The organism is Flintibacter muris (assembly GCF_943192995.1).
Lineage (GTDB): Bacteria > Bacillota > Clostridia > Oscillospirales > Oscillospiraceae > Lawsonibacter > Lawsonibacter muris.
This window is the reverse complement of sequence record NZ_CALPCP010000003.1, coordinates 18,661-31,257: the sequence shown is the minus strand read 5'-3', so window position 1 is coordinate 31,257 and position 12,597 is coordinate 18,661. Positions and strand designations below refer to the sequence as shown.

Genomic DNA, 12,597 nt, shown 5'->3' with positions numbered 1-12,597 from the left:
GAAATTTTATGCGCATGAAACCTGTGGAAAGAGCTGAGTTGAGCTGCCGCACATGCTTTGGCAAAATGGACGGCCTCCTCTCTCCCCGGGAGTGGATTGACATTGCCCGTGGAGCCGGCGTCCGGGCAATTGCGATTACGGATTTTCAAGGTGTAGAGGGTTTTAAGGAGGCGGCACAGGCTGTAGAGAAATTGCGTAGGGAAGCGGGGCCGGGAGAGCTTGACTTCAAAATGCTTTACGGCCTGGAGACTGTGCTGGAGGACGGGTGCCCTGTTCATCTTCTGGTGCGGCGTCAAGAGGGTTTGGCGCAGCTTTACCGGCTGTTGGAAATTGCCTGGCAGGGACGGGAGGAGCGGCCATTTCTGCGCAAAGCGGAAGTCAGTGAGCATCGGACCGGGCTGCTGGTGGGCTGTCCCGGGGAGGAGGGAGAAGTCTATCGTGGGATCCTGAACAATCTGGATGACGCCTGTTTGGAGGAAATCGCCGGGTTCTACGATTATCTGTCGGTTCTGCCGCCGCAGCATTACGGACTGCTGTCCACACGGGAACACGCTCCGGGCCGCGAAGCCCTTGGAACGAAAGACTTGATCCTCAAAACCATTGCCATCGGCAAACGGTCAGGCAGGCCGGTGGCCGCAGCAGGAAATGTGCGCACGGCAGATCAGGATTGGGGGATGTTCAGGAGCAGCATTGCTTATGGCATTCAAAAGGATGAGGAGGGGGATTTAGATGCGCCCCTGCCAGATCTTCTCTATATAGGGGAGATGCTGGACGCCTTCTCTTTCCTGGGAAAAGAACTGGCGGAAAAAATCGTGATCCATGCGCCCAACTGTCTGGCGAACCGATGCAGCGAGGTCCGGATTTTCCCAGAGGATATACGGTGTCTTCAGCCCATCCTGCCCAACGCGTTTCTGACCGTATCCGAGCTCTGCCGTGAGCAGCTCCAAACGCGGTATGGCGGTGCCATTCCTGAGACAGCGCGGGAGCAGATCGAGTATGAGCTCGCTATGCTGCAAAACAATGAATTACTCTGCTCGGCCTTCCTGATTAGCCGCCGTTTGGTACAGGGGCTTCAGGGGAAAGGGTATTCAATTCAAACCATCGCCCACAACTGTTCCTTTTTTCACGCATATACACATGCCCCATACCTGCTGGGCGTGACAACAGGAACTGTACACACGGCAATCCTGGATTGGGATGAGGGGGTTGGTGCGCCGTTGGAACTCATCTTGAGTGTTCCAGAAGTATGCTGGAAGGAATGCTGGAAAGATGTCATTACGATCTTCTCTCAAATATTCCCCAAGGGCATGGCGGTATCCTGTGAGAACCGGGGCGGATGGGATCAAAAACCTTCCCGCTCTTACAGAAGGATTTTCGTCCCCGATGCCGCAGAGCTGCGAAACTGGATGCCCTTGTCAAAGGCTGGCAGCGGATATCGGATCCCTTATGGGCGTGCTGAGGATTTTCTCAACCTGTTTCGGGTATTTTTGCGCCCGCACAGAGCCCGAGTCTGCGATACCGGCCGGGAGGATCTACTGGAGCAGCTGAGATTTACAGATTGATGAAGGAACCATTGTGGGGGAGGCCGGTATGAACGCTCAAGAAATCAAGAATATCCTGATTGCCTATCTGAGGGCAACCAACCGTGAGATCCGGATCTATCAGGAAAAAAGCATCGGCGACGCGGTGTGCGACCTGATGTCGGTGACAGACTGCCTGACGGGCTACGAGATCAAAAGCGATTTGGACAATTACCAACGGCTGGGTCGTCAAATAAAGGCCTACGACCGCTTTTTTGAGCAATGCTATATCGTCGTCGGCGGCCGCCACCTCCAATCGGCGGAGCGGAAGGTGCCCAGCAACTGGGGGATCATCACCATTCAAAGCGACCATGTCATTGTCAACCGCCCCGCCCACGCTGGGAACCCGGACTGCGCCAGCCAGCTGGGCGCCCTCTGGAAGCTGGAGCTGACCAACCTGCTGATCAAAACCGGCCTCCCGCTGTACACTTATAAAAGCAAGCAGTACATCATCGACCAGATCGTACAGCTCGTGGACCATGCGGAGATTAAGCGGCATGTGGCCTATGAGCTGATGTGCCGGGACTATGCGCAGTTTGACGCGAAAGACTATTCGCTCCATTTCGGCGGAGCGAAGGGGACCGGGGGCAGTCCCATCACGGTGAACGGCCTGCCAGCGGCGGAGATCGTGGATGCCCTGTCCGAACAGAATTTCGGACAGATGACCCTGGACCAGTGGATCGCGCTGTATGCCCAGGCAAAGGAGCTGCAAAGAAGCAAGGAGAAGGAGGAACGTTGCCTCGTGCAGGCGCAGGCGGCTCCGCGGACGCCCCACGACATCCCCTATACGGAGATTGAGGTCTCGCTGGGCGTGCCTTGGGTCAGGGAAGGGATCATCAACGACTTCACTTATTTTCTCCGCACGGGAAATGAGGCGTTTGCGGGCAAGGATGACTCGGCCCGCAAGTATGTCAGCTACGAGCCCCTGACCGGATACTGGCATGTGGAGGACAAGCAGTGTACATACCGGAACGCGGACAAGACGCGGGTCAGGAGCACCTATGGCCTGCCGGACTACAATGCGCTGTATATTCTGGAAGCCGCGCTGAATCTCCGGGAGATCCGGCGGGAGACGGAGGAGAAGACGGTGGCGGCGCTGGAAAAGCAGGAGGCCATCGAAAAGCTGTTCAAGGAGTGGGTCTGGCAGGACGAGGACCGCCGCTGGGAAATCGAGGAGGCATACAACAAGCTCTTTCAGGGCTGCCGGGCCAAAGAATACAGCGGCCGGGAACTGAACTTCCCGGAAATGAGCCCGGATGTCACGCTGTTTGACTACCAAAAGGACGCCGTCATGCGGGTGATCTCGGAAAAAAACACGCTGCTGGCTTTTGACGTGGGGGCGGGGAAGACCTACATTATGATCGCTGCCGCTATGAAAATGCGCCAGGAGGGGAAGTCTCGGAAAAACCTGTTTGTGGTGCCCAACCATATCGTGGGCCAGTGGGAGCTGATCTTCAAGCAGATGTATCCTGCGGCCAAGGTGCTGTCGGTGGACCCCGCGGCCTTTCGGCCTCAGCTCCGGCAGAAGGTGCTGGGGCAGATCCAGCGCGGGGATTATGACGGCATCATCATGGCGTACAGCTGCTTTGAGATGATCCCGCTGTCGGAGGAGTGTCTGATGGAACAACTGGAGTGGAAGCTGGGGGAGTTGGACGCTTCATTGCGAGAGATACGTTATTCACCGGGGATCGGTAGGGCGCTGGAACGAGAGAAGGTCTATATCAAAAAGCAGATTTTCGACCTGATCAGCACGCTGGAGGGCTATACAGAGACCGTCCCCCTCACCTTTGACCAGCTGGAGATCAACACGCTGTTTGTGGATGAGGCCCACAACTTCAAGAATATCCCCCTGCGGAGCAATCTAAGGAAAATTTCCGGCATCAATATCACCGGCTCCCAAAAGTGCCTGGAAATGCTCCACAAGGCGCGGTACGTCCAGGAGAGCAATCAGGGCCGGGGCGTAGTCTTTGCTACCGGCACGCCGCTGTGCAATTCGATCTCAGACACTTATGCCATGCAGATGTACCTGCAATATGACAAGATGAAGGAAACGCACCTGGACCGCTTTGACAACTGGGTGAAATCCTTTGCCAAGCCTGAGCGGGTATGCGCGATTGATGTGGATACGTCCAAATATCGATTTGTCCTGCGGTTCGCGCGGTTTTTCAATCTGCCGGAGCTTTCCAGGCTGTTTTCCCAGATTGCCGCCTTTCATGCGGTGGACGACAAGGAAGGGGTTCCTCGGTTGGAGCGCTACAGCGATGTGATCCTGTCCCGCAATTCAGCGCTGCAGAGCTACATGGACCAGTTGTGCCAGCGTTCGGAAAAAATACGCGCGCGGAAGGTGGACAGGACTGTAGACAATATGCTTAAAGTGAGTACCGACGGCAGAAAGGCGGCGCTGGACCTGCGTCTGGTGAGACAGAATCAGCCCGCTCGAGAGAGCTCCAAGGTCTGGCGCTGCGTTCAGCAGGTTGTGGAGACTTACAAGGAGCACGACGGGTGCAGCCAGATCATATTTTGCGACTACTCCACGCCTAAGACAGAGAAGTTCAATATATACGACGAACTGAAACAGGAATTGATGAGGCAAGGCGTTCCATCCAAAGAAATTGCCTTCATTCACAGCTGCCGCTCCGAGGCAGAAAAGGTGCGGCTCTTTGAAGAGGTGAACCGCGGCGCGGTACGCGTCCTGCTGGGTTCCACCTTCAAGCTGGGCATCGGCGCCAACGTGCAGACCCGGCTCAAGGCCATCCATCACCTGGACGTACCCTGGCGGCCCTCCGACATGGTACAGCGGGAGGGCCGCATCCTCAGGAGAGGAAACCAGTACCAGGAAATCAAGATTTTCCGCTATATCGCCGAGGGAAGCTTCGATTCCTACTCCTGGCAGCTGCTGGAGACCAAACAGCGGTTTATTTCCCAATTTTTGAGCGGCTCGGAATACCAGCGTTCCGCCTCCGACCTGGAGGAAAATGTATTGACCTACGCGCAGGTCAAGGCCCTGGCCATCTCCCAGCCGCTGATGAAGGTGCTGGCTGAGAAAGAAAATGAACTGCGCCGCTTGCGGCTGCTCTCCAACAACTATGTTCACACACAGGAAGCCCATCGACAAACTATCACTGAGCAGGAGAAACAGCTGACCATTCTCAAAGAGAGGCTTGCGGCTACCGAACGGAATATCAGCTATGTGGGCGGCATTTCTGAGGACGACTTTCAGACCGCTTACCAAAATGTGAAGGGGGTACTGACTGAGGATGTGATTTTGGGCAGAACAGCTTCTCCCCCGGAACTGTCGGTCTTGGGGTTCGGAATTGCAATCCCGGGAGTCGAGCAGCAGAACGCCAAAAAGCCCTATATTGTTCTGTCCCGCAATGGGGCGGACTATCCCATCGACATGGGACCATCCACTACCGGGAACGCACGCCGTGTGTTGAATTTTTTGAAATGGTTTCACGAACTTCCCAAGCGCATCGGAGAACAGCGGGACGAATGTCTGAGGGAAATCGAGCGTTTGAAGGAACTGAGCCGGGAAACAAACCCCTATTTAGATCAGATGAGGTCTTTGGAGGAAGAGATCATAAAAATACGCTCCAAAATCACCTGAACTGTTGTAATGCGACTCTGGTGAAAAGTTCAATTTTTCAAAATGGGGAATGGCTCAAAATCAGTCGCGTGGTCATTGCTCATATCAGTATGGGGACGAAGGGATAGGGATGCATATCGGGCCGCCGTTCACACCGCAGGCCGTATTCGGTTCGCAGCAGGCGGAGCAGTTCTTCATGGGCAAAATATGGTCACGGCCAGTATGCACTGATGGTGGCAAGAATAGGGAGTTGACCTTAAAAAATCAGCAGAATTTTTGCCGTTTCACAGTGACTATGATAGTATCGTAATTGTCGGTGCCTGTCGGTCTGCCGAACTGCAAACCATAGAATTTTGTGCGGTTGGTTAGAAAGACGAACCTGTCCTCAAGTTATTTACAGTATAAGGCTGTCAAAGCATGACGGACAAAATCAAGGGTTTAAAAACGTAAGAAACGGCACATTTGAAAGTGTATCTTGTAAATTTCACTTGTATTTGGAACAGGGCAACAGCATTAAAATTTTAGCGAAAAGGATATTTCGGTTATCAAAGAGCCAGACGCACAGACGCAGAGCCGATAACACGCAGAAGTAAAGAAATGCGGTTATCGGTTCTTTTTTGTAATCAATAATCAAAGGGCGACAGCCTAAGCGCAGTCGTCCCTATGATTTATAAATGCAACTTGTAAACCATGCACCGCCCTATGTGGGAGAAAGGGGGAATCATTTATGCCTTGCACAGAAGCATACAAGGAACATATCATGTATACTTTCAACGGCTTCTGCAAAGTTGTCATCAGCTTTTCAATCTGGTCAGCGGAGACATTCACCGCGCCGGGGACCCCAGCCGGGGCATCCTGGACGGGTGGTTCGCCGCCAGTCTGCTCGGGGGCGTTCTCCGGGGCCGGGGGCTCGGGGGCGGGAGCGTCCTGGGCAGGAGCACCCTCCGGGCCGGCATCGAACAAGCTGGGCTGGGGATTTTCCTCCGGGCTCACGTTTAATTTTTCGTCTGCCATTCGTTACCTCCTTTTTTAATTTCGTGAATGTTGCACAAATCTTGCGCTAAAAGTTAGTTACTATTTTTTCGCCTCCCTCCCGGCTATCCACGCAAAAAAGCCGCCCGTTTTTTCATGCCGGACGGCTTTCTGCGTAATGTGATAGCTCAAATAATATTTTTTTGTGGGTGTAGGCTCCGAAAAGCCTTGATATTACAGTGTTTCTATTAAAACTCATTCATACTGTCTGAGGCATACCTTCTGCACCGACCTCCAACGAGCCGGGGTCCCGCTAAACGTTGCAAAGAAGCTTATGGGACACTCCGATGTATCAGTAACAGTAAACATTTTAAATAATTCACATATCTAACTGAGATTTTGACGTTTTGTAGGCTGCAATACTGTTATCATAGAGGGCTCGAATTATAGATAAATAGAGAACACCTTGACCAGTATGGATGTAAGAGATATGAAATCCTTCCTTGGCTTGTGTGGAATTAAAACCTTCCTCCTCAGGGTTGATTGGGCATCTTCCAGGCCTTGTGGTCGGTGTGGAGCAATTCCTCCGCCTTTTCGCTGAGGGGGGCACCCAGGAATTCGCTGTACAGCTTCTGCACGTCCGGGTTCTCGTGGGAGAAACGTATGGGGTTCTCCCGGTCCAGCTGATACAGCCGCTGGCCCCGGATGCCGTAGCGCTCCTCATCCTCCACCGAGATAGGCTGTCCGCCGCCGCCCACGCAGCCGCCGGGGCAGGCCATGACCTCCACAAAGTCGTAATGGACCTTGTTGGCCTTCAGCTGTTCAATGAGCTGCCGGGCATTGCCCAGCCCGCTGACCACGGCGCACCGCACGGGGACGCCGGCGATCTCATAGGTGACCTCCCGCAGACCGGGGCCTGTACGGACGTCCGCGAAGGCATCCGGCTCCGGATTTTCGCCGGTGAGGACATAGGAGGCGGTACGCAGGGCGGCCTCCATCACGCCGCCGGTGGCTCCGAAGATAACACCTGCGCCGGTGTGGGTACCCAGGGGGCTGTCCAGGGGTTCCTCCGGAATGGCGGCCGGGTCCAGCTTGTCCGCCCGGAGCATCCGAACCAGCTCACGGGTGGTGAGCACCAGATCCACGTCCGGGCCGTGCTCAGTGGCCATAGTGGGCAGCTCGCACTCCGCCTTTTTGGCCACGCAGGGCATAATGGACACACAGAAAATCTTCTCTGGCTCTACCCCCAGCTTTTCAGCGAACCAGCTCTTGGTTACGCTGCCAAACATCTGCTGAGGGGACTTGGCGCTGGACAACTGGCCGGTGAGCTCCGGGTACTGGCCCTTGAGGAAGCGCACCCAGCCGGGACAGCAGCTGGTAAACATGGGCCAGCGGGTCAGCCCGCCGGATTTCAGCCGGTGGAGGAACTCGTTGCCCTCCTCCATGATAGTCAGGTCGGCGGTGAAATTGGTATCGAAGACATAGCGGAAACCCAGGCGGCGCAGGCAGGCGGCCATGCGCTCCATGGTGGCCTCCTCCCGGCTGAGCCCGAAGTACTCGCCCCAGGCGGTGCGGACGGCGGGGGCCACCTGGACCACGGTAATCTTGTCCGGGTTGGCCAGGGCGGCAAAGGCCTTCTGGGTGTCATCCCGCTCCCGCAGGCCGCCCACAGGGCAGTGGGTGATACACTGGCCGCACAGGGCGCAGTCGGAATCTTTAATCACCCGGTTGTTGGACACATCCACCACAGTGCGTCCGCCAGTGCCCGCCACATCCCAGATGCTCAGGGACTGGACCTTGTCACAGATCTGGATACAGCGCATACACTTGATGCACTTGTTGTAGTCGTGGTACAGGGGGAAGGTAGTGGTCCAGGCTCCCCGCAGTCCCTCAGGCAGCTGGGTCTTGTAGGGGACGGTTAGGATGCCCAAATCGTTGGCAATGGTCTGGAGCTGGCAATTTCCGCTGCGGGCGCAGGCGGCGCACCTGCAGTCGTGCTGAGACAAAATCAGCTCCACATTGGTCCGCCGGGTCTGACGGGCGCGGGGGGAATTGGTATGGACCACCATGCCCTCCTTTACAGGGCTGTTGCAGGCGGTGACCATGGCCCGCTCGCCCTCCACCTCCACGCAGCACACCCGGCAGGCGGCAATCTCGTTGATCCCCTTCAAATAGCACAGGTGGGGGATGTGGACGCCGGCGCTCTGGGCGGCGGCAAGGATTGTGGTTCCCTCCGGAACCTGAACGCTCAGATTGTCAATACGCAGTCTTACCATTCTGTGTTCCTCCCTCCCTTAAAGCTACCATAGCCGAAGTGGTCGCATCGCAGGCAGCGGCTGGACTCCTGCTGGGCCTCCTCCGGGGTCATGCCGTCCACCACCAGGGAGAAGTCTCCCTTGCACTGGGGCTGGGCGTGGCTTCTCAGATTCACTCGGCCGCAGGGCGGGGCGTTGGTGAAGTGGGCGGGCGGCACCTCCACGTCGCAGCTGATCTTGTGGTCAAAGCCCAGGTAGTTATCGATATTGGCGGCGGCCACCTTGCCGGCGGCCACAGCCCGGATGACGGTAGCAGGGCCGGACACCGCGTCGCCGCCGGCGAAGACATTGTCCACGCCGGGGACGGAGCTGGTCAAATCGGCCTGGATAGCCCCCCGGCTGGTGGTAACGCCCACCTGCTCAAAGGCCTGGGCCTCAATGGCCTGGCCAATGGCCACAATCACATAGTCGCAGGGGATGCGGAACTCCTTGGCGTCTGCGTTGCGGGGCTTGGGCCGGTAGTTCCGGTCGTAGGCACCGATAACCTGAGGGCGGGTCCACAGGGCGGCCACCTTGCCCTCCTCGTCCACCTCAATGCGGGCGGGGGCCTGGAGGGGCAGGATCTGACAGTCCTCCCGCATGGCCTCCTCAATCTCCTCAGGCAGGGCGGTCATGTCGGCCACCCGGCGGCGGTAGACACAGGTGACGCTCTCCGCGCCCAGACGCCGGGCGGTACGGGAGGCGTCCATTGACACGTTGCCGCCGCCGATTACGCACACCCTCTTGCCGGTGAAGTCGGGGATGTTCCCCTCGCCAATGCCGCGGAGCAGGGCCACGGCGCTGATGACATTCTGGGCGTCCTCCCCTTCCAGGCCCAGCTTTTTGTCGTTGTGTGCGCCAATGGCGATATACACCGCGTCAAAGCTGTTCTGGATGTCCTCCATGGTCAGGTCTTTGCCGATAGACACGCCGGTATGTACCTGCACTCCGGCGGTGAGGATGTGGGCAATGTCCCGGTCCAGCACATCCTGGGGCAGGCGGTAGTCGGGGATGCCGTAGCGCAGCATGCCGCCCAGCTTGGGCCGCTGCTCATAGACGGTGACCTCGTGGCCCATGAGGGACAGGTAGTAGGCTGCGGTCAGGCCGCCTGGTCCGCCGCCGATCACGGCCACTGTCTTGCCGGTGGGCTCCGCCTTCCGGGCTATGGGGGCGGGGGCGGCGTTGTCCACGGCAAAGCGCTTCAGGCCGCAGATATTCACGGCGTCGTCCACCATCCGCCGGCGGCACTGGCCCTCGCAGGGGTGCTCGCAGACGTAGGCGCAGGCAGAGACGAAGGGGTTGTCCTTCCGGATCAGGCGCACGGCATCGTCAAACCGGCCCTCCCGCACCAGGGCCACATAGCCCGGGATGTCCACATGGGCGGGGCAGGTGGATACGCAGGGCACCGGGTGGCTCAGCCCGCAGATACAGCGGCCATGGAGGATGTGCTCCTCATAGTCCTCCCGGAAGCCCCGGACACCCTTGAGCACCATGTGGGCCGCCTCATAGCCAATGGCACAGTCGGCGGAGTCGGCGATCACCTGGGCGGTCTCCTCGATCAGGTCAATGGTCTCCAGCGTAGCCTTCCGGTCCAGCACCTGTTCAATGAGAACGGCCAGCTGGTTCAGGCCCACCCGGCAGGGGACGCATTTGCCGCAGGTCTGGGCGTGGCACAGGCGAAGAAAGTTCAGTGACATGTCCACCGGGCACAGCCCCGGCTGGCTGGCGTTGATCCGCCGTTCCATATCCTGGTTGAGATGATTGAGTATCGCCTGGGCGCCGCTTAAGGTTTCAATGGATAATCGGCTCAAAATAACCATCCTTCCTAAAAATAAGTGGTATGCATGGGGAAATCGAATAAATTTCAGGCGCTAATACGGTGACAGAAAATAAATAGCGGCTATCTTGGAATAATTTTCTTTTTGCAAAGGAATTCCGTCATAATTATTTTTGCATGAAATATTTTGGTCTCCTTCATTCATTTTGATGCTGCAAAGCGGCCGGTTCCCCGCCGCTCTTTCGGAGAACCGGCCTAAGAAAGCACTTTATTCGTAGGTATACCAGCCCTTGCCGGTCTTGCGGCCAAACTCGCCCTTGATAACCTTGTCGATCACCAGGGGGCTGGGGGCGTCGTTGGGGTCGCCGCTCTCGGCGAAACGGTCCCGGCGGACATAGTAGTTCACATCCAGACCGGTCATATCCATCAGCTTGAAGGGGCCCATGGGGTAGCCCAGGCCCTTTTCGCAGGCGGTGTCGATATCCTCCACCGAGGCAATGCCCTTTTCCAGCAGCAGGCATGCCTCACGGGTGACAGCGGCGTTGATGCGGTTGGCCACAAAGCCGGCAATCTCCTTCTGGATGACAATGGGGGACTTGCCTGTCTTCTCTCCAAAGGCCCGGGCGCACTCCACGGCCTCGTCGCTGGTGTGGGGGCCCTTGACCACCTCCACCAGCTTCATCACCAGGGCGGGATTGAAGTAGTGCAGGTTCATCAGCCGCTCGGGGTTCTGGGTAACGCCGGCCAGCTTGGAGCTGACCAGGTTGGAGCTGTTGGTAGCCAGAATGGTGTCCGCCTTGACAATTTTGCTGATGCGGCCAAACAGCTCCTTCTTAATCTCCAGGTCCTCAATGATGGCCTCCACCACCAGGTCGGCCTCCTTCACCCCCGCGTCCACGTCGGTGGTAAAGGTCAGGCGGGAGGACACCAGGTCGGCCTCCTCCTGAGTGATGCGGCCCTTGTCCACCCGGCCCTTCAGATAACCGGCGGCCCAGTCCTTGGCGCTGTCCACAGCCTTCTCAAAGGAGTCGGTCAGCAACACCTGATAGCCCTCTTTGCGGCCGTTGAGGGCGGTGTTCATGGCAATCTGGCGGCCCATGGCTCCAGCACCGATCACAGTTACATGTTTGACATCTTCAATTTTCATAGCAATCCCAGCTTTCCAATTTATTGCAGAATTCCGCTTATTTGTCGCCTACCCGCTCAATCATGATGGCCATGGACTGGCCGCCGCCAATGCACAGGGTGGCAAGGCCGATTTTGCCGCCGGTGCGCTGCAAATTGTGCAGCAGGGTGACAATCAGCCGGGTGCCGGTGCAGCCCAGGGGGTGGCCCAGGGCGATTGCGCCGCCGCTGATGTTGACCTTGCCGGGGTCCAGGCCCAGGTCACGGACACAGGCCACCGACTGGGCGGCAAAGGCCTCGTTCAGCTCCACCAGGTCGATCTGGTCAATGGTCATGCCCAGTTTGTCCAGCAGCTTTTGGGTGGCGGGAACCGGCCCGTAGCCCATGATAGCGGGGTCCAGAGCCACCCGGGTGATGCCCAGGATTTTGGCCCAGGGCTTTAAACCGGTCTGCTCCACCTTCTTTTCCGACATCAGAACCAGGGCGGAGGCACCGTCGTTCAGGCCGCAGGAGTTGCCGGCGGTGACGGTGCCGTCCGGCTTCACAATGGGCTTCAGCTTGGAGAGCACCTCCAGCGTGGTGCCGGGACGGGGGAACTCGTCGGTGTCAAAGGTAAAGGCATTCTTCTTCTCCTTCACTTCAACGGGGACGATCTCCTTTTTAAAATGACCCGCAGCGATAGCGGCGGCAGCCCGGCGCTGGCTCTCGGCGGCAAACTCGTTTTGCTGCTGGGCGGTAATGCCAAAGCGCTCCGCCACGTTCTCCGCCGTCCGGGGCATGCTCAGCTGAGTGCCGTAGATAGACGCAGGCTGAGCGGTAGTGCCGGCCTCAATGTTGGAGTCCACAACGGCGGGCTTATTGCCTCCCCAGCGGGCGTTGCGCAGGAAGACGGGGGCGCGGCTCATGTTTTCGGTGCCGCCGGCCACAATGGTGTCCGCCTCGTCCAGCCAGATCTCCTGGCAGCCGCTGAACACCGCCTGCATGGCAGAGGCGCACAGCCGGTTTACGGTGTAGCCGGGGACGGACTCAGGCAGTCCCGCCTCCAGCAGGGCGCAGCGGGCGATATTGGAGGCCTCGGTGCTCTGGCGAACCTCACCCAGGATGACCTCATCCACCATGTCGTCAGACACGCCGGAGCGGGTGAGGGCCTCACGGATGACCAGGGCGCCCAGCGTGTGGGCGGGGACGCTTTTCAGCGAGCCGCCGTATTTGCCAATGGCGGTGCGTACGCCCCCCATAATGTATACATTTTCCATGGAACAG

8 protein-coding genes are annotated in these 12,597 nt (G+C 57.8%); 3 read left to right on the top strand and 5 right to left on the bottom strand.

What is annotated here, in order from left to right; translation table 11 throughout:
* The first annotated feature begins 8 nt into the window (after nt 1–8).
* Complete coding sequence (locus NFS22_RS03870; RefSeq protein WP_251316458.1) at nt 9–1,562, top strand: PHP domain-containing protein; 1,554 nt, start codon at nt 9–11, stop codon at nt 1,560–1,562.
* A 28-nt stretch (nt 1,563–1,590) separates the two neighbouring features.
* On the top strand, nt 1,591–5,187 hold the full coding sequence (locus tag NFS22_RS03865) for a sce7726 family protein (RefSeq protein WP_251316457.1): 3,597 nt from the start codon (nt 1,591–1,593) through the stop codon (nt 5,185–5,187).
* 624 nt (nt 5,188–5,811) lie between these two features.
* Here NFS22_RS03865 and NFS22_RS24225 read toward each other — a convergent pair.
* Nucleotides 5,812–6,180: a hypothetical protein gene (locus NFS22_RS24225; RefSeq protein ID WP_478292993.1), complete on the bottom strand. Its 369-nt coding sequence runs from the start codon at nt 6,178–6,180 to the stop codon at nt 5,812–5,814.
* Between the two features lie 205 nt (nt 6,181–6,385).
* Between NFS22_RS24225 and NFS22_RS24000 the strand changes: the two genes are divergently transcribed.
* Nucleotides 6,386–6,529, top strand: a complete 144-nt coding sequence (locus NFS22_RS24000; RefSeq protein ID WP_420908839.1) for a tyrosine-type recombinase/integrase — start codon at nt 6,386–6,388, stop codon at nt 6,527–6,529.
* Nucleotides 6,530–6,671: 142 nt separating this feature from the next.
* Here the strand turns inward: NFS22_RS24000 and NFS22_RS03855 are convergent, their stop codons facing one another.
* The 4 genes from NFS22_RS03855 to NFS22_RS03840 form a co-directional block, all read right to left on the bottom strand.
* A complete protein-coding gene (locus NFS22_RS03855) occupies nt 6,672–8,414 on the bottom strand; it encodes a [FeFe] hydrogenase, group A (protein ID WP_251316456.1) in 1,743 nt (580 codons plus the stop codon).
* Nucleotides 8,408–10,243, bottom strand: coding sequence for an NAD(P)-binding protein (locus NFS22_RS03850; RefSeq protein ID WP_251316455.1), 1,836 nt, complete (start codon nt 10,241–10,243; stop codon nt 8,408–8,410). The genes NFS22_RS03855 and NFS22_RS03850 overlap by 7 nt, the downstream gene beginning before the upstream one ends.
* Before the next feature lie 234 nt (nt 10,244–10,477).
* Nucleotides 10,478–11,356, bottom strand: a complete 879-nt coding sequence (locus NFS22_RS03845; RefSeq protein ID WP_251316454.1) for a 3-hydroxyacyl-CoA dehydrogenase family protein — start codon at nt 11,354–11,356, stop codon at nt 10,478–10,480.
* 37 nt (nt 11,357–11,393) lie between these two features.
* Nucleotides 11,394–12,590, bottom strand: coding sequence for a thiolase family protein (locus NFS22_RS03840; RefSeq protein ID WP_251316453.1), 1,197 nt, complete (start codon nt 12,588–12,590; stop codon nt 11,394–11,396).
* Between the last annotated feature and the right edge of the window lie 7 nt (nt 12,591–12,597).

Bases quoted from the DNA above. Each gene is read 5' to 3' on its own strand.
- NFS22_RS03840 (WP_251316453.1), bottom strand. From the start codon at position 12,590: ATGGAAAATGTATACATTATGGGGGGCGTACGCACCGCCATTGGCAAA.
- NFS22_RS03865 (WP_251316457.1), top strand. From the start codon at position 1,591: ATGAACGCTCAAGAAATCAAGAATATCCTGATTGCCTATCTGAGGGCA.
- NFS22_RS03845 (WP_251316454.1), bottom strand. From the start codon at position 11,356: ATGAAAATTGAAGATGTCAAACATGTAACTGTGATCGGTGCTGGAGCC.
- NFS22_RS24225 (WP_478292993.1), bottom strand. From the start codon at position 6,180: ATGGCAGACGAAAAATTAAACGTGAGCCCGGAGGAAAATCCCCAGCCC.
- NFS22_RS03870 (WP_251316458.1), top strand. From the start codon at position 9: ATGCGCATGAAACCTGTGGAAAGAGCTGAGTTGAGCTGCCGCACATGC.
- NFS22_RS03855 (WP_251316456.1), bottom strand. From the start codon at position 8,414: ATGGTAAGACTGCGTATTGACAATCTGAGCGTTCAGGTTCCGGAGGGA.